The 22,759-nt window shown below is 62.0% G+C and carries 21 protein-coding genes and 1 pseudogene; 15 read left to right on the top strand and 7 right to left on the bottom strand.

Going from position 1 to position 22,759, the window contains the following annotated elements; all coding sequences use genetic code 11:
• The 3 genes and pseudogenes from AC1DNF_RS25620 to AC1DNF_RS25610 form a co-directional block, all read left to right on the top strand.
• Window positions 1-303: 2-oxo acid dehydrogenase subunit E2 (locus AC1DNF_RS25620; protein WP_478151458.1), on the top strand; the 303-nt coding region annotated here is incomplete at its 5' end.
• Window positions 300-890 carry an MFS transporter gene (locus tag AC1DNF_RS25615; protein ID WP_478151457.1) on the top strand — a complete coding sequence of 197 codons (591 nt, stop codon included), beginning with the start codon at window positions 300-302 and terminating at the stop codon, window positions 888-890. The genes AC1DNF_RS25620 and AC1DNF_RS25615, both read left to right, overlap by 4 nt.
• Window positions 887-2,519: pseudogene (locus tag AC1DNF_RS25610) on the top strand (dihydrolipoyl dehydrogenase family protein). Before AC1DNF_RS25615 ends, AC1DNF_RS25610 begins: the two are co-directional and overlap by 4 nt.
• A 488-nt stretch (window positions 2,520-3,007) precedes the next feature.
• Here the strand turns inward: AC1DNF_RS25610 and AC1DNF_RS25605 are convergent.
• Complete coding sequence (locus tag AC1DNF_RS25605; protein WP_478151456.1) at window positions 3,008-3,430, bottom strand: helix-turn-helix transcriptional regulator; 423 nt, start codon at window positions 3,428-3,430, stop codon at window positions 3,008-3,010.
• Between the two features lie 773 nt (window positions 3,431-4,203).
• Complete coding sequence (locus AC1DNF_RS25600) at window positions 4,204-4,437, bottom strand: hypothetical protein (protein ID WP_478151455.1); 234 nt, start codon at window positions 4,435-4,437, stop codon at window positions 4,204-4,206.
• 421 nt (window positions 4,438-4,858) lie between these two features.
• On the opposite strand from AC1DNF_RS25600, the gene AC1DNF_RS25595 reads away from it, so the two are divergent.
• Both AC1DNF_RS25595 and AC1DNF_RS25590 read left to right on the top strand, forming a co-directional pair.
• Window positions 4,859-5,332: a cache domain-containing protein gene (locus AC1DNF_RS25595; protein WP_478151454.1), complete on the top strand. Its 474-nt coding sequence runs from the start codon at window positions 4,859-4,861 to the stop codon at window positions 5,330-5,332.
• A gap of 47 nt (window positions 5,333-5,379) precedes the next feature.
• Window positions 5,380-6,912 (top strand): methyl-accepting chemotaxis protein, encoded by a 1,533-nt coding sequence (locus tag AC1DNF_RS25590; RefSeq protein ID WP_478151453.1) that lies wholly within the window; start codon window positions 5,380-5,382, stop codon window positions 6,910-6,912.
• Window positions 6,913-7,176: 264 nt separating this feature from the next.
• Here the strand turns inward: AC1DNF_RS25590 and AC1DNF_RS25585 are convergent, their stop codons facing one another.
• A complete protein-coding gene (locus AC1DNF_RS25585) occupies window positions 7,177-7,443 on the bottom strand; it encodes a hypothetical protein (RefSeq protein ID WP_478151452.1) in 267 nt (88 codons plus the stop codon).
• Window positions 7,444-8,010: 567 nt separating this feature from the next.
• Between AC1DNF_RS25585 and AC1DNF_RS25580 the strand changes: the two genes are divergently transcribed.
• The 5 genes from AC1DNF_RS25580 to AC1DNF_RS25560 all read left to right on the top strand — a co-directional run bounded on the left by AC1DNF_RS25580 (window position 8,011) and on the right by AC1DNF_RS25560 (window position 13,542).
• Window positions 8,011-8,448, top strand: coding sequence for a FixH family protein (locus AC1DNF_RS25580; RefSeq protein ID WP_478151451.1), 438 nt, complete (start codon window positions 8,011-8,013; stop codon window positions 8,446-8,448).
• Window positions 8,449-8,490: 42 nt separating this feature from the next.
• A complete protein-coding gene (locus AC1DNF_RS25575) occupies window positions 8,491-9,801 on the top strand; it encodes a cytochrome-c peroxidase (protein ID WP_478151450.1) in 1,311 nt (436 codons plus the stop codon).
• 62 nt (window positions 9,802-9,863) lie between these two features.
• Window positions 9,864-11,309 carry an MFS transporter gene (locus AC1DNF_RS25570; RefSeq protein WP_478151449.1) on the top strand — a complete coding sequence of 482 codons (1,446 nt, stop codon included), beginning with the start codon at window positions 9,864-9,866 and terminating at the stop codon, window positions 11,307-11,309.
• A 359-nt stretch (window positions 11,310-11,668) separates the two neighbouring features.
• On the top strand, window positions 11,669-12,739 hold the full coding sequence (locus AC1DNF_RS25565; RefSeq protein WP_478151448.1) for a sensor histidine kinase: 1,071 nt from the start codon (window positions 11,669-11,671) through the stop codon (window positions 12,737-12,739).
• Window positions 12,736-13,542 (top strand): LytR/AlgR family response regulator transcription factor, encoded by an 807-nt coding sequence (locus AC1DNF_RS25560; protein WP_478151447.1) that lies wholly within the window; start codon window positions 12,736-12,738, stop codon window positions 13,540-13,542. Before AC1DNF_RS25565 ends, AC1DNF_RS25560 begins: the two co-directional genes overlap by 4 nt.
• 106 nt (window positions 13,543-13,648) lie before the next feature.
• On the opposite strand, the gene AC1DNF_RS25555 is transcribed toward AC1DNF_RS25560, so the two are convergent.
• The 4 genes from AC1DNF_RS25555 to AC1DNF_RS25540 all read right to left on the bottom strand — a co-directional run bounded on the left by AC1DNF_RS25555 (window position 13,649) and on the right by AC1DNF_RS25540 (window position 17,394).
• Entirely contained in the window at window positions 13,649-14,353 is a 705-nt protein-coding gene (locus tag AC1DNF_RS25555) for an NAD(P)H-binding protein (RefSeq protein WP_478151446.1), read from the bottom strand.
• 85 nt (window positions 14,354-14,438) lie between these two features.
• A complete protein-coding gene (locus AC1DNF_RS25550) occupies window positions 14,439-15,206 on the bottom strand; it encodes an HD domain-containing protein (RefSeq protein ID WP_478151445.1) in 768 nt (255 codons plus the stop codon).
• A gap of 29 nt (window positions 15,207-15,235) precedes the next feature.
• Window positions 15,236-15,376 carry a hypothetical protein gene (locus AC1DNF_RS25545; RefSeq protein WP_478151444.1) on the bottom strand — a complete coding sequence of 47 codons (141 nt, stop codon included), beginning with the start codon at window positions 15,374-15,376 and terminating at the stop codon, window positions 15,236-15,238.
• A 1,091-nt stretch (window positions 15,377-16,467) separates the two neighbouring features.
• Window positions 16,468-17,394, bottom strand: coding sequence for a LysR substrate-binding domain-containing protein (locus tag AC1DNF_RS25540; protein ID WP_478151443.1), 927 nt, complete (start codon window positions 17,392-17,394; stop codon window positions 16,468-16,470).
• A gap of 102 nt (window positions 17,395-17,496) precedes the next feature.
• Here AC1DNF_RS25540 and AC1DNF_RS25535 point away from each other — a divergent pair, with 102 nt between their 5' ends.
• From AC1DNF_RS25535 to AC1DNF_RS25515, 5 genes are all read left to right on the top strand, one after another.
• Window positions 17,497-18,216 carry a DUF1028 domain-containing protein gene (locus AC1DNF_RS25535; RefSeq protein ID WP_478151442.1) on the top strand — a complete coding sequence of 240 codons (720 nt, stop codon included), beginning with the start codon at window positions 17,497-17,499 and terminating at the stop codon, window positions 18,214-18,216.
• A 1-nt stretch (window position 18,217) separates the two neighbouring features.
• Window positions 18,218-19,255, top strand: coding sequence for an ABC transporter ATP-binding protein (locus AC1DNF_RS25530; protein ID WP_478151441.1), 1,038 nt, complete (start codon window positions 18,218-18,220; stop codon window positions 19,253-19,255).
• On the top strand, window positions 19,252-20,238 hold the full coding sequence (locus AC1DNF_RS25525) for an ABC transporter ATP-binding protein (protein WP_478151440.1): 987 nt from the start codon (window positions 19,252-19,254) through the stop codon (window positions 20,236-20,238). Before AC1DNF_RS25530 ends, AC1DNF_RS25525 begins: the two co-directional genes overlap by 4 nt.
• A 74-nt stretch (window positions 20,239-20,312) precedes the next feature.
• A complete protein-coding gene (locus AC1DNF_RS25520) occupies window positions 20,313-21,803 on the top strand; it encodes an ABC transporter substrate-binding protein (RefSeq protein WP_478151439.1) in 1,491 nt (496 codons plus the stop codon).
• 13 nt (window positions 21,804-21,816) lie between these two features.
• Window positions 21,817-22,731, top strand: coding sequence for an ABC transporter permease (locus AC1DNF_RS25515; RefSeq protein ID WP_478151438.1), 915 nt, complete (start codon window positions 21,817-21,819; stop codon window positions 22,729-22,731).
• Window positions 22,732-22,759: the final 28 nt, after the last annotated feature.

Raw genomic sequence — 22,759 nt, 5'->3', positions numbered from 1 at the left:
AAGAAGGCGCGGGACGGCAAGCTCGGTTCGGCCGACATGACCGGCGGCTGCTTCTCGATCAGCTCCCTCGGCGGGATCGGCGGCACGCATTTCACGCCGATCATCAATGCGCCGGAGGTTGCGATCCTGGGTCTGTCGAAGAGCGCGATGAAGCCCGTGTGGGACGGGAAGGCCTTCCAGCCGCGCCTGATCCTGCCGATGTCGCTGTCGTATGACCATCGCGTCATCGATGGTGCCCTGGCCGCGCGCTTCAACGCCTACCTGGGCCAGGTTCTCGCCGACTTCCGACGCGTTCTTCTATGACGACCGTCGTGGCCGTCCGAAAAGGCGGCCAGGTGGTGATGGCTGCCGATTCGCTCGTGACCTTCGGCGACACGCGGCTGTCGCACCGGGCCGAGGCGAACCGCAAGCTGTTCATGGTCAACGACGCCGCGGGCCAGAGCATCTTCGCGGTGGCCGGCGCGGCGGCGCACTTCCTGGTGCTGCAGCACGCGTTGGCCGCCCAGCCGCCCGAGGCGCTGCGCTTCGGCAGCAAGGACGAGGTCTTTCGCACCTTCACCTTGCTGCATCCGGTGCTGAAGGACTCGTTCTTCCTGCAGGCCAAGGAGGACGAGCATGAGCCCTACGAGTCGAGCCAGTTCACGATGCTGCTGGCGAATGCGAGCGGCATCTATGGCGTCTACAGCTATCGCGAAGTCTTCGAGTTCAAGCAGTTCTGGAGCATCGGCTCCGGGCGCAGCTTCGCGCTCGGCGCGATGCATGCGGTGTACGACAAGGCGCGCACCGCGCGCGACGTGGCCGAGGCCGGCGTTGCCGCGGCATGCGAATTCGACCGCAACTCGGCCGGACCGGTCGACGTTCTCACACTCAAACTGAAGGTGTCCAAATGAGCGAACTACAAGTCAAAGTGCCGGACATCGGCGATTTCGATGAAGTCGCGGTGATCGAGGTGCTGGTGAAGGCCGGCGACACGGTGAAGGCCGAGCAATCCCTGATCACGGTGGAATCGGACAAGGCTTCCATGGAGATTCCTTCCTCGCATGCCGGGGTGGTCAAGTCCGTGGCGGTGAAGGTCGGCGACAAGGTCAAGGAAGGCTCGGTGGTACTGACGCTGGAGGCGCTCGAGGGTGCGGCTGCCGCGCCTGCCCAGGCAGCCGCATCCCCGGCCTCGGCCCCTGCTGCGGCGCCGGCACCGAAGCCGGCGGCACCCGCGCAAGCCCCGGCCCCCGCGCCGACTTACTCCGGCAGCGTCGACCTCGAGTGCGATCTGCTGGTGCTGGGCGCAGGCCCGGGCGGCTATTCCGCCGCGTTCCGCGCGGCCGACCTGGGCCTCAAGGTCGTGCTGGTCGAGCGCTATGCGACCCTGGGCGGCGTCTGCCTCAACGTCGGCTGCATTCCCTCGAAGGCCYTGCTGCACGTGGCCGCKGTGATGGAYGARGTCAAGCACTTCGCAGACATGGGCGTGACCTTCGGCGAGCCCGCGGTCGATCGCGCCAAGCTGCTGGCCCGCAAGAACAAGGTCGTGGGCAAGCTCACCGGCGGCCTGACCATGATGGCGAAGATGCGCAAGGTCACGACCGTGCGCGGCGTCGGCGAGTTCGTCGATCCGTATCACGTYAAGGTGCAGGAGACAACGGGCAACGGCCGCGCCACCACCGACAAGGCGCAGACAGTCAAGTTCCGCCATTGCATCATCGCGGCCGGCTCGCAGGCCGTGCATCTGCCTTTCATGCCCAAGGACCCGCGCGTGGTCGACTCCACCGGCGCGCTCGAACTCGGCATCGAGCCCAAGCGCATGCTGATCCTCGGCGGCGGCATCATCGGCCTGGAGATGGGCTCYGTGTACTCCTCGCTGGGCGCGCGGCTCGACGTGGTCGAGATGCTCGACGGCCTGATGCAGGGCGCCGACCGCGACCTGGTGAAGGTGTGGCAGAAGCTGAACGCGCCGCGCTTCGACAACATCATGCTCAAGACCAAGACGGTCGGCGCCGAGGCAACCAAGGAAGGCATCCGCGTCAGCTTCGAAGGCGAGCAGGCACCCAAGGAAGCGCAGSTCTACGACCTGGTGCTGCAGGCGGTGGGCCGCAGTCCCAACGGCAAGAAGATCGGCGCAGAGAAGGCGGGCATCGCGGTGAGTGACCGCGGCTTCATCCCGGTCGACATCCAGATGCGCACCAATGTGCCGCATATCTTCGCGGTCGGCGACATCGTGGGCCAGCCGATGCTGGAACACAAGGCGGTGCACGAGGCGCACGTGGCGGCCGAGGTCATCGCCGGCGAGCAGAAGGGTGACAGTGAGCTGGCGAGCGCGGCCTTCAATGCSCGGGTGATCCCCAGCGTGGCCTATACGGACCCCGAGCGACATGATCGGAGAAATCGCGCTGGCAATCGAGATGGGTGCCGATGCCTTCGACATCGGCAAGACGATCCACCCGCATCCGACCCTGGGCGAGAGCATCGGCCTCGCGGCGGAAGCCGCGCACGGCAGCTGCACGGACCTGCCACCGATCAAGCGCTGAGCAGCCCATCTTAACTTCGACGCAGGACCCAGCCGTAGCGCGTATGCGATTTGCTCATCGCTGAATCTCGACCTTTTCATCGCTTCTCCTTCCCGCCCCTCGCGGGCTGGCCGAAAGAAGCCACCTCCGCTCTGGACTTGAAAAGTCCGGAATTCGCGGGGCGACGTCACCGCCTTGAGAGTCAAGTCCCACCGCGTCCGCGAAGCAGGCAGGGGGGTCAACTCCGGGGTGCCGCCCGAGCACTGATCGTCCGTAGCCATCGCGCATGCGCGTTATGGCGAAGAGGTCAGTCCATCGGTACTGCTTGACCTACGGCAGTACTGCAGCGTGGGCGGCAGCGGGGGCATCAGAGCATTCATCGCGGGGACGGCCAAGGGCGTCGAGCGGTTGATAGTTCACTTTGGTGCGAGCCTGTGCAAGCGACACGAACAGCAAAGCGTCCGGCCCCAGCCGGTGGCGGGGTCCCTCGCGCTCGCAGCGTTGCCTGCCTAGCGCCGCTGTTCGCTAATCAACATTGCAGGAGTTACACCCAGCATTGCCCTGCAGGTTCGGGTCAAGTGCGCGGAGTCTGCAAACCCTGCTTGCTGAGCAGCTTCCGTCCAGGAGCCGACGGTCATTCCACAGGTGATGGCTCTCTCAAGTCGCATCCACAAAACATATGCACGAAAAGACATCCCGGTCTGCTCTCGAAAGAGGTGGCGGAACCTGCTTGCGGATAGGTTTACTGTCTCGGCGATCTGCGCCAGAGTGACCCGGCTCTCGAGTCGCGCGCGTATCGCTTCAACAGCTATGGGAATTCGATCATCGACGGCGGCTACGGTACCTTGATCCTTGGTGAGGATTCCGATGACCTGCAGCGATGCCTTAACAAGAGATGCGTCCGGACATTCCGCCATGAATGCGTTGAGCATCAATTCGCAGAGCTCCGTTGCCTCGAGGTTAGGAAGCCGATGGACATCGGACTCGTTGAATATCCCGGCAAGCGCTCTTCCCGAAAGAGACTCAGGGTCTACTAAGATATTTGCAACGGTTTGCCCGCAGCCATCGAACCGGTGGGGTCGATGCGGCCGCAGAACCGCTCCGCGGCATTCTTCCCAATCAGGAGCACTTGCATGGAGCCTTATGCTGCCCGTCAGGGCAAGGGAAATCTGTATGGCATGATGCGAATGCTCTAGGCCGAGACCAGCCTGCCGACCAATCCAAACGCTTCCGCCAGGCCAAAACAATACTCTACCTATACCGGAGATAGGCCTGCGTGGCCGCGGTTTTAGCATGGTAAGTTCCTTCTCTACGACCCATTGGTGTGGGCTCGCGCCAGATTAGTGGGAGTGAAATTTGGCAAGCGGGAAGAATTGCGAAATTTGGCAATGCGAGAGGCACTGACGGCCACCTCAAACTGCTCCCCGTATGGCCGGTCAAACTGCTCCAGGCAGGAAAGTCAGATTATGACGATCCGGGGGATGGGCGATGTCCAACACCCACATGGCGGCCAGTGCCACTTAAGTAACGAAAGGCCCGCTCGTGAAACTCGTCACAGACATGCTGGCCGGACCTCCAGGCTAGGCTGCGGGAGCTGTGCCGGGAGTAGTGCAGCGTTGCTACGAAGAGGCAGGGCTTGCGGTATCGATTGGTGCCCAGTACCCGAAGCTCGGCAGCCCCGATGCGCCGGCGCAGCGCACCCTTGTCATGCGCCCCGCTTTTCCTGGTACAAGACTGAGGGTTTCACAGCGTCAATTGGAATATTGACTTGAAGGCGCTCCTGTATCCAGCCCGAAAGTGCGCACCGCTTGGCAGCCTTCAGAGCATTCACTCGAATGACCTCCTGCAGGATCAGCTTGTTCAGAGCCAGGCCGGCCACGATGCGTTTCTGACGGGCGTTCTCGCCTTGGCGCATCTTCCGGCGCATGATCAACGTCACGTCCCAGTCGCGGAACCTTCTTCCATGTAAAAGGGCGCTTCGGACACGCCGATATGGCGGCACACGTCAATCAGCGGGGTGTCCGACTCGGCCAGCCGTCGCGCGTATGCATCCGATTGGCTGAATCGCGACCTCTTCATCGCTTCGCTTTCCTGCGCTCGCGGGCGGATCGAAAAAGCCACCTTACCTCTAGTTTGGAAGAGTCCGGAAATCAGGCGAGGCTTCACCGACTGAAAAGTCCGAAGGACCAAAGACCCTATCCGTCAGCGAAACGAGGTCCTGTCCTCATCAAGAATTTGGCCACAGTAGCCACTTCATTCAAGTGCATTTTCTCTGTGGGAGGCAAAGTCGCTGCCTGACGCCGCGCCTCGTGCAATGCGATGAATGCGGCGTTCTTTAAACAACCACCACAGAGGCGCTTATGCCGTTCCCATATTTTGAAAGCCGAGCTGTTTCCGCGATCCTGGCAGGGGGTATGTTGGCACTCTCGCTGCAGGCTCACGCCGCACCCTCTCGCGCTGATGCCAAGTCGCTGGCGGCGGCTGCGATTCAGCACATACAAAAGGTAGGGTTGGATCAGGCATTGAAGGACTTCACCGAGCATTCCGCTGATTGGCGTAAGGACGACATGACGCTGATAGTTGCGGACCTGCAAGGCACGGTCAAGGCGCATGCAGTTACGCCGCAACTCGTCGGAAAGAGGCTTTGGGAACTCAAGGACCAGAACGGAAAGCTGTTCGTTCAGGACTACGTGAGTGCTGCGAAAAGCGGGGAAGGTTGGGTCGAGAACGACTGGCCTAATCAGACAACCAAGAAGATTGAAACCCGTGAGATGTATATAAAGCGCATTCCGGGGACTGATCTATTCGTTGGCATTGGCCGAGCGAAGAGCTAATGGCGCTTGCCTATTGGCGGCCGCATTCCAACTCAGAGACTGGACTAATGCTTAAGCGCCTTCGGGATATTTCAGTTGGGAAGAAGCTTGCTGTCGGGCCGATTGTTGCTCTCGCGGGGCTGCTTGTCGTTGCTTGGCTAGGGGTCAACGGGTCAAGATTGATGGTCAAGACCATCGACGAATTGGCTCAAGAACAGCTAGTGGAGTTGGCCCAAGTCACTGCGCTCGAGGCCCAGATTGCAAATGTGAACGGGATGTTGTTCCAAAGCATTGCTTTCGAGGCAGCGGGTTTCAAGTCAGACCACATCGCCAAGCACGACAGACTACTGCAGTTAGAGTTTTCTGCTGTTCAGCAGAACATTCTTCGGCTTCCCCAGGAGGTTGAAGGAAGTGACCTTGAGATTCGCTGGAAGGAGTACATGAATTACGCTTCAACCGCACTAGAGATGAAGTCAGTTGCACTAAGTATGAGCGCTAGTTTCATGAAGTCTGCAGAGGACAGTTATGCAACGCTCCATGTGATCCTTGTCGATCGTGTGAAGCGACAGCGTGAGGTCGTCCAAGCCAAGGCTGCTTCGGCGAACGAATTGGCTCGCAGGCTGCTAACCTCAGTGCTTGCAACTAGTGTGCTTTGCTTCCTTGTGGCGGTTGTACTTACCCTCATCGTCCGCCGGGCCGTGCTGGGACCGCTCCGTGAGGTCCTAAGGGTTACGCGAGCAGCATCAACGGGTGACTTGACGGTACGGGCGACAATGAAGCCCGGGGATGAACTCGGGCGCATCATCGACTCGGTTGACACTTTGGTGGAGTTCCTGGCCCGATTGACATCCGAGATTCGGTCGGCAAGTGTTCACATGAACTCGGCGTGTCACGAGATCACTGCTGGAACAGTGGACCTCTCTGATCGCACGGAACGCACTGCCGCCGAACTTCATAGAACCGCTGCCGATGCGCGTCTTGTTGGGGCTGCAGCCGCCAGGACCGCTGATGACGCGGATGAGATGAGTAGACTGGCCAATGATGCGGGCACCCAGGCGGCAACCGCCAGGACGGTTGTTGATGGCGTCGTTGAACAGATGCGTGACATTGAGGATCAATCCAGTCGTGTTCGCGAGATTATCGGAATAATCGAAAAGATTGCTTTTCAGACTAATCTGCTGTCGCTGAACGCGGCAGTCGAGGCGGCAAGGGCGGGCGAGTCCGGTCGTGGATTTACGGTGGTTGCTAAGGAAGTACGTGCGCTTGCTGCGCGGAGTGCAATCGCGTCGCAGGAAATACGTGCCTTGATTGGCGATACGGTTTCAAAGATCGACAATACGGCTCAGCGTGCTCGTGTTTGTGGGTCGGCTGCAGCAGAGACGGTTCAGCTTATCGAGCGGCTTGCAGGCCGGGTTCGCGAAGTCTCCCGAGCTGCTTCACAGCAGGCGTCAACTCTTGACGCAGTGAACAGTTCAGTTTCCGAGATTGGTAGCGCAACTCAGCAGAATGCTGCGTTGGTGGAACAGACCAGCGCGGCCTGTATGTCCCTAAACACTCAGTCGGAGAGACTGGTCGACTTGGTGGGATCTTTACGCACTTGAATATTCGGCTAGATGCCATAGTTTGGCCGACAGCCCTCCCGCTGAGACGTAAGCGCGGGCTCAGGATCCTCTTGACGGCAGCGGCCGCCTGATGCAGTTGATGATCCGATGTCGAGCACGTGTCGGAGCATGTAGGACGGAACCGCCAAGAGTTGCCATTGCAGGTATCGACAGGTGCCCGGCCTCTGATTGATGCGAACGACGATGCGGACGTGGGGTTGGAGGTACTTGTCGTCGGACGAGACCTTCTTCCCGCTGCGGAAGTCATTGCGTGACGCTTCTATCGGCGTCGTTTCGACGGTGCTGATGCCGCGTCGGCTGCGGGGTCGCAGCGGGATGCGACGGCTGCATAAGGCCGCTGCACTCGCGCCGCGCCCCTTCGGCGCGCAGCATGGCCTGCGTTTCACTCATCACCGCCGCCTTGCCGCGCATCTGACCGTCGCGCCAGTTAAGGAGGCGAACGGTTCTCGCCAAGTTCATGTTCGTGCACGCGGCGATGATCCGTCGCGAATCGGCAAGCAGGCGATCCACGATGGTGCTCAGTTAGCAAAGGCGAGGGCCTCGCAAGGGTGGGGCGCATTGGTCAGTTTCGGGTCGGTCGGTCACCGATGCCCTCATGGCCGAGGTCACGGCTTGGCAGAGCCGGCTGCTGGAGCGCATGTGTCCGTGATTCGCTACGAACCACTGCGCATGCTGCCCCGCGAAGGCGGCGGCGCTCAACAAGGGGCTGCTGCTCGCCGTTCAGTCGACTAAATCGACAGCTCGAAGACAAATACGGCCGGCTGGCGTCACAGTGCTGGGCAGGCCCGAGGTCACTATCTACAGTCTAGACAATGCATTCCGGCCAAGTCTTGGTGGGCTAGGCGGGACGCTCCACTTCACGAACGACGGTCCATGCCTATCTTCCCAACGCTGCAAAGCTTCTGGTGCCTGCCCCCCCAGGAGCGGATGACTGGTTGCTGGCGTTATTGCAGTGCCAACGGGCCATGTCGTCAGTCAACTGCCACGAGATCCCGCCTCCTCCAGAGTGCCTCGACAAGCGAGCGTCGCGCAGGGCCGTTTTGTTCGAACATTTCTCACTTCATTAGACCATCTGCCATGTCTCGATTCTTCGCATCCCTCCTTGCCGTACTCGCGGTATCGTTCATCGCCGGTTGCTCGACGCCGCCATCCGACCTGGATGTCTCGCTGAAGCACACAACGGCCGAAGGCAGGTTTATCGTTGTGCTGCAGCCGCCCGCGACTGCGCCGGCCATCAATCAGCTGCATGCTTGGCAGATTAAGGTCACGACGCCGAATGGCACTCCGGTGAACCTGGCGCGCATTGCCGTGGACGGGGGCATGCCCCAGCACGGCCACGGAATGCCGACCCGCCCACAGGTCACCCGCTTGCCTGGCGACGGGGCTTACGTGCTTGAGGGCATGAAGTTCAGCATGACCGGCTGGTGGGAGATCAAGCTCGCTATTCAAGCGCCCGAAGGCAACGACAAGGTGACGTTCAACACAGTGGTCACCGATCCCGCGACGAGGCACTGATCTCAACTTCGCTCACATCGGTATCAAGAGGCATCAAAGACCATGGGCAAAGCCAAAGCCACTGCCACTTACGTCGCTGTCTGCGTCGGTTCGATCCTGCTGGCTGCGATTCCGCTAATGAGTGTCTTCGCCCGCAACTCCATCGGTGCTGGGCCGGCGCTGCAAGACAGTTGGACGGCTGACGAGATCGGCACGCTGGCATCGCTTCGGATGAGCCAGCTGCCGGACGCGCCGCGAGACCCTTCGAATGCGGTCGAGAGGCTGCCGGCCGCCGCGGTCCTGGGCAAGCGCCTGTTCAACGACGTCCGTTTCAGCCGCAACCAGGCCGTGTCATGCGCGAGTTGCCACGCCCCGGACCACCAGTTCCAGGACGGGCGGTCGGTGGCGCGCGGGATCGGCGTCGGTACGCGGAGAGCCATGCCGATTGTCGGCGCGGGGCATGGCCCATGGTTGTTCTGGGATGGACGGAAGGACAGTCTCTGGGCGCAGGCGCTCGGGCCCCTAGAAGATCCGGTCGAGCACGGCGGAAACCGGACTCACTATGCCCGTATCGTGCAATCTCACTACAAGGCCGAGTTCGAGGCCATCTTCGGAGCGTTGCCGAGCCTGTCGCATCTTCCGCCCGACGCTGGACCGTCAGGCACGCCCGCCGAGCGAGCCGCATGGGAGGCCATGACCCCAGCGGCCCGCCACGATGTCAGCCGCGTGTTCGCCAACATGGGCAAGGCGATCGCCGCATACGAGAAGACGCTCGTCTATGGCGAGTCGCGCTTCGACCGATATGTGGAGGGCACGCTCGCCAAGGACCCAATTGCCCACCAGATGCTGACGTCTCAGGAGCTCAGCGGCCTGCGCCTGTTCATCGGCAAGGGTCAATGCGTGACCTGCCACAACGGCCCGCTGTTGACCGATCAGCACTTTCACAATACGGGCGTCCCGCCCCTCAACCCCCATGTGCCCGACCTCGGGCGCGCCGCGGCAATCTCCAAGGTGCAGCGCGACGAATTCAACTGCCTGGGCCCATTCAGCGACGCGAGAGCGGAGCATTGCGAGGAACTTCGCTTCATGGTCACCGACGACCCGACACTTCAAGCCGCCTTCAAAACGCCCAGCCTGCGCAACGTCGCCCTGCGCCCGCCCTTCATGCATGCCGGGCAGTTCGCCAGCCTCGAGGAAGTCATCTCGCACTACGTCAAGGCGCCGGCCGCCGTGGTCGGTCACAGCGAGCTGGCGAATGGCGAGGATGGCCATTCGCAGCGGAGGCCGATCCGCTTATCAGACGAGGAGATCGGGGCGTTGGCGGCATTCCTCGGAGCCCTGTCAGGCCCCATTGATGAAGCCCCGCCGCGGTGACGAGTCGTCCTGCCGCCGCCGGGCCATGCCGAACTCCATCCGATGAACAAATGAGGACCCCTTTGACGCTGACGGACGACTCGTTCAGGAAGTGGATCGAGTTGACGGACGCTCTTGCGCACCAGACCCTGCTCATGCAGGGGGGTAACCGTGCAGCGCGCGATGAGGCTTTCAGGCTCGCGCGCGAGCTCGGACGCTATGGCGCGTCCACGAGGCGTTGCACCAGTACCCATCCGAAGCGGGAGACGGCAGACAAAGCCGTCGTGGTCCATGCCGAACACCGTCGAACTTTCGCACATTCTTATTCCACTTCACCCTCGCAGGAGCGCTTCGTCATGCTGTTGCTACGCAATCCCGCCATTCGCCTGCTGTTTGCAGGGCAGGCCCTCTATTGGTCATGCTCGACCATCGGCATCACGCTCACCTCCGTGGTGGGAATGCGTCTCGCGCCGTGGCCTTCACTCGCGACCCTGCCGCTCGCCCTGCTCGTGATGGGTAACCTGCTGGCGGTCTCGCCGCTGTCGGCCTTCATGCAGCGTCGTGGTCGCAAGCCTGGCTTGATGCTGGGCGCGCTACTGGGCGTGGTGGGCGGTCTCGTCGGTGCGGGGGCCGTTACACTGGGCAGCTTCGGGGCTTTCTGCATCGGTGTCGCGTGCATCGGCGGCTACCAGGCATCCGCCGGCTTCTACCGCTATGCGGCCCTGGACGCCGTCCCCACGCACCAAAAGGGGCGCGCCACCGCATGCGTGGTTGGCGGCGGGATATGCGCCGCGGTGCTCGCCCCGGGCATTGCACTATGGTCCCGCGATGCACTCACAACGCCTTTTGCCGGCGCGTACATCGCCATCGCCGTGCTGGCTGCACTGGGCACGATCGTGATGTCGCGACTGCGCGAAGGCCCTGTGCCCCAGCCCGCCGCCGGTGGCTTGCCCGCCATGAAGCTGTTACTCGCGCGGCCCGCATTGCGCGCGGCCCTCACGATCACAGCCATCGGCCACGGCCTGATGATTCTCGTGATGAACGCAACGCCGCTGGCCATGGACGTCTGCGGACTGTCGGCCTCCTCCGCTGCGCGGGTGATCCAGTGGCACGTCCTAGGCATGTTCCTGCCATCGTTCTTCGCCGGCTCGTTGGTCGACCGCTGGGGCAGCCTTCGAATCGCCGCACTCGGCTCGGCAATTCTGGCTGCCAGCGCCGCCGTCGCTCTCGCGGGCGACGCCTTTCCGCTATTCCTCATGAGCTCGCTGCTGCTCGGCTTGGGCTGGAATCTGATGATGATCGCCGGTACAACTTTGCTTGCCGCGGGGCACTCTGAGCATGAACGTGGACAGGCGCAGGCGCTCATGGAGCTGACCAATGGCGGCGTAGCTGTCCTGATGTCCTTCGGGTCGGGCGTCCTCCTCGTCGGCGCGGGCTGGACCGCCATCAACGCGGCCATGTTGCCGCTCCTTGCCCTGGCGGCCGCGATGCTCTGGCTCAACCAGAGGCCAACTGCTAGGCCAGCATAAGCACCGGTCGGGATGACACAAGTTTCTGGATGCTGCGCACCTTGGCCAACTTGCGCCCGCAACGCGCGCGATGAGCGAGGGGGAAACTGAAATGCCCTCGTCGAATCGCGTGAAGGTCGCTCCGCAGACACGATTCCGGTGTCCAGACTTGACCGAGCGCACTGGATGGACGCCAAGATCGCGACGCCCGATCTTGCTCGCCGTTCGGTCGCCCAAATCGACAGCTCGTGGACAAATCCTGCGTACCGTTGTCGGGCGTGCTAGGCAGATTCTAGGTCGACGCCTACAGTATGAATAATGCATACCGGCCAAGGTCTTGATGGACCAAGCGGGACGCTTCACTTCACGAACGGCGGTACATGGCTACCCTCCCAAATGCTGCATTCTTCCTGGCACCCCGAACGTTGCATGACGTGTTGAGGCTGATCGCTGGTTTGGCATTGTTTTGGGCACTGTCAGCGGGAATTCTCTTCATTGCGGCGCCGGGCTTGGACACGTTCGGCAGGCTGCTCGTATTCAACGAGTGCGTCGGCATGGCGATGATCGCCTTTGCAATACTACTTAGGCCTTCGCGCTGGATTCCAAGGGTCAGGCCTACGATCGGATGGCTGCTCGCCGGCGTCATTGCCGTCCCAATGGGCTATGCCGTAGGTCACATGATTGCATTCCTCATCCTTGGCGAGCCGTTCCACATCCTGAGCCACGGGAACGATCGCATGGTGCCTATCGTTTTCGCTGTGCTGATTGCAGGATTCGGGTTGCACTACTTCGCCACGCGCGAGCATCTCTCCAAGGAGGCGGCAGCACGTTCCGAAGCCCAGCGCCTGGCAACCGAATCCCAGCTTCGGCTGCTGCGCGCGCAACTCGAGCCGCATATGTTGTTCAACACGCTTGCCAATCTTCGCTCGCTGGTCAAGGAGGATCCGCAGCAGGCCGAGGTCATGATCGACCGGTTGATCACATACCTGCGTAGTGCGCTGGCGGCATCTCGGACGGAGGCAAGCACGCTCAGCAACGAATTCGCACAATTGCGTGCCTATCTGGACATCATGTCGTTGCGCATGGGGCCACGCCTGACGTACCGGCTCGAACTGCCGGGGGATCTTGAACAAGTGGCGGTGCCTCCGATGCTTCTGCAGCCCTTGATCGAGAATGCCATCAAGCACGGGCTCGAGCCCAAGGTGGGCGCGGGGAATATTGATGTGATCGCGCGTCAAGTCGACGCGCACGTCGAGATATCGGTGATCGATAGCGGCCTTGGCTTACCGCCGAAAGGCGAAGCCCGGAAATCGGTGGGTGCCGCTGGCGGCAGCTATGGCCTGCTTCATGTTCGCCAGCGCCTGGCGGCTGTCTACGGGCCGCAGGCGACTCTGACGCTGACCCCGAAAGAGCCTACAGGCATATGTGCAAGAGTGAGGATCCCGAAATGAATGCCCCAGTACGCCCCACCGCCGTGATTGCCGAGGACGAGCCCGTGCTCGCGAGAACCTTGACTCGGCTGCTAGCCGAGGTCTGGCCGGAGCTCCAGGTGCTCGGTGTCGCCGAAGATGGACTCAGCGCCATCGAACTCGCGCTCGAGCACACACCCGACGTCATGTTTCTCGACATCAAGATGCCGGGCAGGACCGGTCTTGAGGTGGCAGAGGAGGTTGCCGACGAGTGGCCTGGAGGGCGGGCCGAACCCCTCTTTGTCTTTGTCACGGCATACGACGAGTTCGCTGTCCCGGCGTTTGAGCATGCGGCGGTCGACTACTTGCTCAAGCCAGCCACCGCCGAGCGACTGAATTTGAGCGTCGAGAGACTCAAACGTCGGCTTGACGAACGCGTCGACGCGCCCGTAGCCGGCGACTTGGCTTCGTTGATGCAGCGGGTGCAGTCGATATCCGTGCCCGCCGCTAATTCTCCAGAGCGCATCAGGGTTATTCGCGCTGGCGTCGGCAACACTGTTCGGATGATTCCCGTGACGGAGGTGATCTGTTTCGAGGCCACCGAGAAGTACGTGAACGTCGTCACCGCAACGGGTGAGGCGCTAGTGCGCATGAGCCTTCGCGAACTGGCGTCGAAAATCGACATCACGGATTTCAAACAAGTGCACCGCAGCGTGCTGGTTAACTTCAACTGCATCCTCAGCGCAACGCGGGACGAAGTCGGTCACTACAGCTTGACTCTGCGAGGGCTTCAGCGACCTCTCAAGGTCAGCCGCGCGTTTGGCCACCTTTTCCGAGCGATGTAATCCCGATGCGAGCTGCGACTTGTTCTGCCGTCACCGTCAGGCGTGCGAGCGGAACCGATGCAAGGTCCGCGTCCGCTCAAGCAGAGGGTTAGGCTGCACGCGGCATTCACGTGCGACGCCTCGACACCAGCGGTGCTGCGCGGAGGAAGTCATTGGCCGCTGCCTCCTCAAGCATCCATCGACCCATGGCTTCATACGAAACCGGTGACCAAGAGTTCAGAGCGCCGACCCAGTTCGCCGAGGCCACAGGGCGCTCGTCCTTGCCACGAGAGCTCAATCCGGCGCGGACCAGCGTCCAGCGAAGCGACGAGAACGCACCGTTACCGAGTGCATCTACCACCGCTTGCTGCTCACGAGCCCCGCGACCCATTGTTCCGGGCATGCAAGTGAAGAAGCGCATGGCCCGGCTTGAAGGATGCCCTGGTGGTGAAGTGAGCAACGTATTGATTATGACGATGCGGTCGACGTCTGCAGCCAACATTGCCTCCTCAACCGCGGCCATGTTCGCTGAGAGCAAGGCGGAGTGTTCATGGGTCGTGGCTGTAACTCCGAGCGCTGTGAGAACGGCATCTGCACCAGAGAATGCAACCTTGAGAGCTCGCCGGTCGGCGAGCGACCTCACAACAGCAACGCGAGATCCGCCCAGCACATCAGTTATGCGTTCCGGTCTGGAGCGGACAACGGCTGTGAAACTGATTCCCGCTCCTCGGCACACGCTGAGTATTCCCTGGCCGAGACCGCCTGCAGCGCCGATGACAGCCACACGATGCGGTAGTCGTCGAGATTGGACATCGGCAGTGGGTGTGGACATGGCAAGGGATGCGTCAGTGGGCGTTGTCAGCGGTCTAACGTTTTCCATGTGAGGGTGACTGGGCATTGATTCCTAGGCGCGAGAGCTATTCATCAAAAGGTGCTTGCCGGATCAGATCGAGAAATCCCAGACGACGCACATACAGTCCCATGCGCGAATTCGGTGTCGCCTGCGACTCGACTTTCATGCAGTTGCAGAACGCGTGCTTGAAGCCCAGCCGCGGATGCCTATCGAGAACGCCACGCTGCAGTGACACCGGGACTTCTTGGCTACGTTGTCCGACGACATCGAGTCCGGCACCCGCCTGCAAAAGGTGCGCTTCCACTCCGTGCACTATGCCGACCTCGAGATTCAGATGAAAGGTGATGGCCTCTGCGACGCAGTGAACCTGGCCTTCGGACGCGCCGGCAAGCCGGAGGATATCGCTTGCCGCCCGGGCGCCGCGTAGAGTGAAGCACTCATTCTTCGGCAAGGCGGCGTGAGGCGTGAGGCCAATATCGTGCAACTGACAGGCCGCGAAGAAGAGGTTCTTGTCGTACTTGAGGTCTGAGTTGAGTGCCAGCAAGGTGCCCCAAGCGTACGTTCGCCAGCAATGGTTGGTTAACCATTGGGGCTGCAGTTCTTGCGCGGCTGTTGATGCGGCAAATGCGAGTGCGTCCCACGGCGGCTCAATGTGGTCAAGGGCACGCAGGTCCAGTTGATCCAGGACGTTCAATGGCCTTGAATCCCCGGGCGATGCCGCCTCCTTGCGTAGGGCTGCACGCTTGCGCACCGCCGCGAGGGTAAGTCGCCAGCGCTCGGTCAGCTTCAACATCCCGCTACGCTGCGTCCAATACAGTGTTCCGATGATCATGTGGCGCCTTCGTTCATGAGGCTGGCCGCTCAAGAGCGGCACCGTTCCAGCGCTTGCGCGCGCACCTCGAAATCGTGCGCGTCGACCGAGCGCGCCAGGTAGCGCTCGACGGCGTTCGTAGTACTTTGTCGATGGATCAATCTCATCAGCATGCGTATCAAGCGGTTCATGGGCTGCTCCAGGATGGTTGAAAGGATGGTTCGCCTCCGGGTCCGATGACGGCACCAGAGGCGGCGCGCCTCAGGCCTTGAGGCAGGCGAAGGGAGGGCCACATTTGCATTGAGGACCGCAGGCACGGCTCCTTTCCGGCGTGGGTTGTCGGCAGCGGCAGGCGCAGGTCGAACTGGGGCATCAGGCGCAGAGGCAAGGGCCTTGTTTCGCTTCGTTCATGGTTGACATTCCTTCGGGTTTTCGGCGGCGGTGTGCACTGATGGGTGGACTATCGGCGCGGCATCGTCGCGCCGACAGGCATTTGAGACAAGCTGCCTGCTTGCGTGCTCGAACAGTCGGACACGTCGACCGAATGGATGTCGGCGCGACGATGCGAGGTTGATGTGCCAACTGATTGACGCTGTCATCGCCCGGCCCCTCCGCTGCAACAGGCAGCGCACTGTTGCATGCCGACAAGAGTCCACCCCAGCGGAGACATGTCGCCTTCGCAGGATTGGGGGCTTGCCGTGCTTAAAGCGTATGACGGGGAAGTGACATCGGCTCGCCTGGCGCTGCAGTGCCGCGACCATGACGTGAGCTTCGCCCATCTGGACGGGGCCCATTCGCTACACAGCGAATGGCGGCCAAGCACACGCACGCTCACTGACTGATGCTGGCGGCAGGGATATGCGGGTGTCACTACCGCGAAGTTATCGGTCCAGTTCCACTGGATTCCTGCGTCGGGATAGTTCTCGACACTTTGGGCTCCGCCTAGAAAGACTGTCAGGGGGCGGGACCCCATGGTCGGTGCGCAATGGGACATTGGAGGCGGGAGGCGGGAGGCGGGAGGCGCGATCCGATGACCCGCAAATACGGCGGCTGAGAGTGGCCACCTGTATGCGTACCGGTCAGCGATTAAACAATTCAGAGATGAGACCTGTATGGGTCGCGGCAACAAGATCGAGGTCGACTGGTGCTGCCTCCCGCGTCCCCCGCCTGGATCGCGTTCGCATGCGCATCTCCGCGGTACAGTTTCGAAGATGGCGATCGTCGCACCGTGCTGTCCCAACGCGTCGCCTCCGTTCTTGGCCGCTGCAACAACTTCCGTCGCTCAGGGCTCGGGATCTGACGATAGGTTTGCCCGCACAAACGCGAGGAATCGGTTGAGCGTCGGGCTATCTGTCGACAGCCAGACCAGACTTGTGTCGACCTTCGGCACCTGCTCGGCCTGCTTGCCAGAGATTGGTCGATACGTGATGCCTGCTCGCTGGAGTTGGCGCACGGTTTCGGGAACCCAGGCTACCCCCAGGCCGGCAGCGACAAGATTCACGAGAGTCAGCATTTGGACTGCTTCCTGTGCGACGTGGGGAGTGCGCCCGGCCGCGTGGTACATGGCAAAGACCGCATCATGCACCGAAGGCAAGGTCCGCCGGGGAAAGATCACCAGCGGCAAGTCCAACGCGCGGCCTAAGGCGAGCTTGGGCGTTATGGCCAACTCGTGCTGCTGGGGGAGCGCCAGCAGCAGCGGCTCGCGGATCACCCGTAAGTGATGCACTCCAGGCGGTTCCAAACCAACCGAATGCAGCATGAAGCCGGCGTCAATGTCGCCCTGCTCCAGGCTTTGCAGTTGAGCATCGCCGGTCAACTCGACCAGATCGAGTTCGATCCGCGGGTACGCCATCCGAAAGGCCTGTATCCATTGCGGCAACAGCTGGTAGGCCACGGTCGACACGAAGGCTAGGCGCAATCGGCCCGCCTCACCCTGCGCCGTGGCGCGGGCATGCGCGCTCAGGTTCATGGCACGGGCCAGCAACTCGCGCGCCTGTGGCAGCAGCGACTTTCCTGCGTCCGTGAGCTGCACGCTTCGCTTGGTGCGGTCGAAGAGGCGAACCCCCAGGCGCTCCTCGAGGGTGGCGATGGCTTGCGTGAGCGGAGGCTGCGTCATGTGCAGACGGGAAGCGGCACGGCCGAAGTGCAGAGAATCCGCCACTGCAACGAACTGACGCCACATTCGCAACTCGATGAAAGGTTCATTCATACCGTCAGCATATTAAAGCGCCTTCAGAAAGGATTGGAAAGAATCAGACGGCCGGCCGAAACTTCGTTCATCGGACAACACCAGCGAAAGAGATAGGCAACCATGACTTTTACGATCATTGCGCGTGACAAAGAATCGGGTGAATTTGGCTTGTGCACGGCGACGGGCTCGCCTGCCGTCGGTTGGATCGCACCGTTTGGAGCGGCCGAGGCCGGAATCCTGTCGTATCAGGCTGTCGTCGAGCCCCGCCTTGGCAGGGTGGCGCTGCGCCTGCTCGAAGCGGGGTACTCGGCGAGGAAGGTTCTGACGGACATGGCGCAGATGGATGCCCATTGGGAATACAGGCAAGTAGGGGTCATCGATGCGCGAGGCGGCATGGCTGTCTTCACGGGCAAGCACAACCGGCATTGGGCCGGGCACAGGGTCGGTTCGGATTTCATCGTGTTCGGCAACCTTCTCGCAGGCGAGAAGACGCTCGACGGCATGTGCGACGCCTGGGAGGGTAGCCGCGGCATGAATTTCGACGAACGACTGATGCTCGCGATCGAGGGTGGACGCGATTCGGGCGGGCAGCCAGAAGGGCAAACGTCCGCGGCCATCTTGAGTTTTGGTCGCCGCGGAATGGCGCGTGTCAACCTGCGCTGCGACCTCGCATCGGAACCGATCGCCGAACTACGTCGCATCTTCGACTGGTTCGCGCCGCTTGTCCCATATTACGAGGAACTTGCGGACGACCCAACGCTGCAGCGGCACAAGGAGTGGCTCGCCGAACGTGGGGTCGAGCGCGAGTTCGGTATCCCGCCGCAGCATCTGCAAGCCTGACATGTCTGCGCAAGCCATGCTGCGATCAGGCCCGCCGCGGCGCGTGGCGAGTGCGCCGCTGCTGTCCGTCGCGGGGTTGACCGTACGGCTTCGGAGGGGAGACAAGTCGGCCTGCGCGATCGCTGACGTGTCATTTTCGGTCGATCCGGGTCGCACGCTCTGCATCGTCGGTGAATCGGGCAGCGGCAAGAGCGTGACAGCCATGGCGATCATGCGCCTGCTTGCTCAACCTGCGCTTCAGATCACGGAAGGCCAGATCACTCTGGACGGTCGTGACCTGGTCTCAGCCAGCGAGAAGGAGATGACGCACATCCGTGGCCGAGTAGTCTCGATGGTGTTCCAGGATCCGATGAGTGCCCTCAACCCGGTTCTCACCATCGGACGCCAGATCGAGGAGCCCTTGCGGATCCATCGCGCCATGGGCCACGCCGATGCGCGACTGCGCGCGATCGAACTGCTGGAGCTTGTCGGCCTCCCCTCGCCGGATACAGCCATCCACCGGTACCCCCATCAACTCTCCGGGGGCCAAAGACAGCGCGTCCTCATTGCCATGGCGCTCACATGCGATCCCAAGCTGCTGATCGCAGACGAGCCCACGACGGCCCTTGACGTCACCACGCAAGCGCAGATCCTGGCACTGCTCGAACAATTGCAGAGGCGGCTGGGTATGGCCATCGTCTTGATCACCCACGATCTCGGCGTGGTGGCCGAGATGGCCGACGAGGTTGTCGTGATGTACGGGGGAAGGATCGCGGAGCAGGGGCCCGTCGCCGACATCTTCGAGCGTCCCGCCCACCCATACACACAAGGTTTGCTGAGGAGCATCCCGCCATTCGATGGTCCGAGTGGGGACGCTCTACCGGCCATCGGTGGAGTCGTGCCGAGCCTATTCGAGATGCCCCCCGGCTGCGCGTTCGCCCCGCGTTGCCCGAACGTGGAGAAGAGGTGCGCGCAGGTGCCGCCGTCAATGCGGGCCGTAGCGCCCTTTCATGCCGCCGCGTGCGTCCGGATTGCGGACGTGGGAAGGAGCGCTTCGTGAGTCCAAATGTCCTGATTGATGTCAAGGATCTCCGACGGGAGTTCATCACCCGAAAGAAGTCGTTCTGGAAATCGCGCCCGGCCACGGTGCGGGCGGTGGACGGCGTTTCGCTGCACATCGGCAGGGGCGAGACGCTCGCACTCGTCGGTGAAAGCGGATGTGGAAAGTCCACGCTCGGTCGACTCCTGATGCGGATCATCGAGCCCACGTCGGGGAGTATCAGCTTCGACGGCCAGCCGCACGCCGGCATGGACCGGGCGGCGCTCGACATGCTCCGGCGACGCATCCAGTTCGTTTTCCAGGACCCCAACTCGGCGTTCAACCCGCTCATGCGGGTCGGCGAGATCGTCGAAGAGCCGATGCTGCTGAGTGGAATCGACGCGCAGGAGCGGGCGCGGCGCGTCCAGGAGCTGCTCCCGTTGGTGGGCTTGGACGGGGAACACGTCGGCCGGTTTCCTTCTGAGTTCTCGGGGGGGCAGCGCCAACGCATCGGCATCGCGAGGGCACTCGCCGTTCGCCCGGAGCTGATCATTTGCGACGAGCCCGTGTCCGCGCTCGACGTTTCCATCCAGGCGCAGGTGGTCAACCTGCTCGTCGAACTGCAGCAAAAACTCCAGCTTTCCTATCTCTTCATCTCTCACGACCTCCGGGTCGTCCGGCACATCGCGCACCGTGTGGCCGTGATGTACCTGGGTCGGATCGTCGAGACGGGAGACAAGGCAGCGATCTACGAGAGGCCGCTGCACCCCTACACCAGGGCCCTGATTTCGGCCGTGCCGCAGCCCCTGGTGCGCAAGCGCGTCGAGCGCAGTCTCGTGCTTGGTGAAGTTCCCACCGCCCAGAACATCCCGAACGGCTGCCGCTTCCATCCCCGCTGTCCCATGGCCATGCCGGTCTGCTCGCGAGTCGATCCCACACCTATCCGGACCGCGGACGGCAGACAAGTCGCATGCCATGCGGTCGGGCAAGGCGAGGGAGCCTAGATGTCGATGTGCCGCCTTTGCCGTCGATTTCACGTGTTCGACAACAAATCTTTCATTCACTCGAGGTGATAACCATGCGCATCCTGAAAATCATCAGCCTGTCCAGCATGCTGCTCCTGGGCGCCGTAGACGGTCATGCCGCCGACAAGGTGCTGACCGTAGCGGCGGCGTCCTTTCCCGACTCGCTGGTCACGGGACGAGCGACCTTCGCGTCGCTCAGCCTCTTGACGCAGACGAACGATCCGCTTGTCCAGCGCGACGACGACGGCAATCTCGCCCCCGGCCTCGCCACCAGCTGGAAGCAGGTGGATGCGAACACCTGGCGCTTCACCCTGCGCCAGAACGTCAAGTGGCATGACGGCAAGCCCTTCACGTCGAAAGACGTCGTCTTCACGATCGGGCGCGTGGTAAATCCGCAGACGGGCTACGGCTTCCTCTCGCGCATCGCCCAGGTCACCGGCGCTAGGGCGGTCGACGACTACACCGTCGACATCCTCACGAAGTCCCCCACCCCAACGCTGGTGCGGGGCCTCTCCGACATCGTCATGGAGCCGGAGCACTACTACGCCGCAAACGGCGCCGACGCGATGCTCAAACGCCCTCTGGGTACCGGCCCGTTTGTCTTCGACAAGTGGATCAGCGGCGACCGCTATGAACTGAAGGCCAACCGGAACTATTGGGGCGGAGCGCCGAAGGTCGATCGTCTCGTGATCCGCCAGATTCCGGAAGCGTCGACGCGTGTGGCATCGCTTCTGGCGGGGGAAAGCCAGATCATCGAGGAAGTGCCGGTGGATCTGCTCGACCAGGTTACCTCGGACCCGGCGAACCGCATTCTCGAGACGACCTCGACGGCCGGCATGGTGCTGTCGTTCGACACGCGTATCCCGCCATTCGACAATCCCAAGGTTCGCGAAGCGATCAATCTCGCCATCGACAAGCCGACGATACTCAAGCAGATCCTGAAAGGGCATGGTGAGTTGCTGCAGGGCCAGCTCCTGACCTCAGCCACGTTCGGTTTCAACCCGCGCCTGCGTCCGCAACCCTACGACCCGGAGAAGGCCAAGGCACTTCTGAAGGCCGCAAACTTCGACTTCTCGACCCGCGTGCCCATCTCGTACCAGGCCGGCAAATACCTTTCGGACGTTGACATCGTCAACACGGTCGTCGGCATGCTGAACAAGGCGGGCGTCAAGGCAGAACCGAACGTCATGGAAAGCGGCACCTACATCAAGGCGCTGATGGGCAGCAAGATCGGGCCGGTTCACCTCGTCGGCTGGTACAGCCTTGGCGACGCCATCTTCGCGACCACGTGGTACACGCAGGCCAACAACAGGCCGGGGTGGAGCAACAAGCGCTATGACGACCTCTTCAAGCTCGCCGAGTCGGAGCTGGACGTCGAAAAGCGACGCGCCTACTACCAGGAGATGATGGAAATCATGAACGCCGAACAGCCATCGATCTTTCTGTTCGGCATCCAGAGTATCTACGGCGTCACGGCGAAAGTGCGCGGCTTCCGCGCAGCATCGGACAAGTTGCTGCGCCTGAGCAAGTTGACCATCGATTGAAGCCGGAGGCCACGTGTTCACAGCGATCGCCCGCAGACTTTTCCTAGCGCTCTTCACTCTCGTGTTCGTCAGTTTCGTCACGTTCGCGTTTCTGCGCGGCACGGGGGATCCGGTCGCCAGCTATCTCGATGTGAATCGGACGCCCGAGCAGGTGGTGGCGCTGACGACGAAACTCCATCTCGACCAGCCGTTGGTCGTGCAGTACGGCATCTACCTGAAGGACATGCTCTCGGGAGATTTCGGGGATTCGCTGCAGTACGGCGGGCCAGCGCTCGACGCCTTGAGCGGTGCGATCGGTCCGACACTGCGATTGATCGGCGCGGCGATGGCCGTCACGTTGGTGGCAGGACTTGTCGGTGGACTCGTGACCGCGGTGTGGCGGGACAGATGGCCGGATGCGCTGATCACCTTCTTCGCGGGCATCGGGCAGTCGATGCCCAGTTTCTGGCTGGGTATCGTGCTGATCCAGGTCTTCGCGCTCAAGCTGCGGTGGCTGCCGACCTCGGGGAGCGAGGAGTTGCGGCACCTGGTCCTGCCGACGCTGACATTGAGCGCAGTCCTGATTCCCGGATTTCTCCTGGTGACCCGGACGGCCGTGCTCGACGTGCTGAACGAGCAGTTCATCACGACCGCTCGCGCAAAGGGTTTGTCCCGTATGCGGGTGCTCCTGCTGCATGTGCTTCCCAATGCTCTGGGGCCGATGGTCAGTTTCGTGGGTGTCCAACTCGGCACCCTGATGGCAGGTTCGATCCTGACGGAGACGATCTTCGGCTGGCCCGGCATCGGCAGACTGATGATCAAGGGCGTCTTTTCTCGGGACGTTCCTGTCGTGATCGCCGCCGTCATGCTTATTAGCGCCATCATCATCGTGGTCAATCTCGCCATTGACCTTCTCCAAGCGGTCATCGATCCGCGCATCGAAAGCTAGCCATGCGCCGAACTCCGGGCAACCTCAA

This window comes from Variovorax sp. 01T432 (assembly GCF_056398605.1).
This window is presented reverse-complemented; position numbering and strand designations above follow the sequence as displayed.

Excerpts from the sequence above, each read along its gene's own strand:
- AC1DNF_RS25615 (WP_478151457.1), top strand. The coding sequence starts at position 300 with ATGACGACCGTCGTGGCCGTCCGAAAAGGCGGCCAGGTGGTGATGGCT.
- AC1DNF_RS25605 (WP_478151456.1), bottom strand. The coding sequence starts at position 3,430 with ATGCTCAACGCATTCATGGCGGAATGTCCGGACGCATCTCTTGTTAAG.
- AC1DNF_RS25595 (WP_478151454.1), top strand. The coding sequence starts at position 4,859 with ATGCCGTTCCCATATTTTGAAAGCCGAGCTGTTTCCGCGATCCTGGCA.
- AC1DNF_RS25590 (WP_478151453.1), top strand. The coding sequence starts at position 5,380 with ATGCTTAAGCGCCTTCGGGATATTTCAGTTGGGAAGAAGCTTGCTGTC.
- AC1DNF_RS25580 (WP_478151451.1), top strand. The coding sequence starts at position 8,011 with ATGTCTCGATTCTTCGCATCCCTCCTTGCCGTACTCGCGGTATCGTTC.
- AC1DNF_RS25575 (WP_478151450.1), top strand. The coding sequence starts at position 8,491 with ATGGGCAAAGCCAAAGCCACTGCCACTTACGTCGCTGTCTGCGTCGGT.
- AC1DNF_RS25565 (WP_478151448.1), top strand. The coding sequence starts at position 11,669 with ATGGCTACCCTCCCAAATGCTGCATTCTTCCTGGCACCCCGAACGTTG.
- AC1DNF_RS25560 (WP_478151447.1), top strand. The coding sequence starts at position 12,736 with ATGAATGCCCCAGTACGCCCCACCGCCGTGATTGCCGAGGACGAGCCC.
- AC1DNF_RS25555 (WP_478151446.1), bottom strand. The coding sequence starts at position 14,353 with ATGTCCACACCCACTGCCGATGTCCAATCTCGACGACTACCGCATCGT.
- AC1DNF_RS25550 (WP_478151445.1), bottom strand. The coding sequence starts at position 15,206 with ATGATCATCGGAACACTGTATTGGACGCAGCGTAGCGGGATGTTGAAG.
- AC1DNF_RS25545 (WP_478151444.1), bottom strand. The coding sequence starts at position 15,376 with ATGAACCGCTTGATACGCATGCTGATGAGATTGATCCATCGACAAAGT.
- AC1DNF_RS25540 (WP_478151443.1), bottom strand. The coding sequence starts at position 17,394 with ATGAATGAACCTTTCATCGAGTTGCGAATGTGGCGTCAGTTCGTTGCA.
- AC1DNF_RS25535 (WP_478151442.1), top strand. The coding sequence starts at position 17,497 with ATGACTTTTACGATCATTGCGCGTGACAAAGAATCGGGTGAATTTGGC.
- AC1DNF_RS25530 (WP_478151441.1), top strand. The coding sequence starts at position 18,218 with ATGTCTGCGCAAGCCATGCTGCGATCAGGCCCGCCGCGGCGCGTGGCG.
- AC1DNF_RS25520 (WP_478151439.1), top strand. The coding sequence starts at position 20,313 with ATGCGCATCCTGAAAATCATCAGCCTGTCCAGCATGCTGCTCCTGGGC.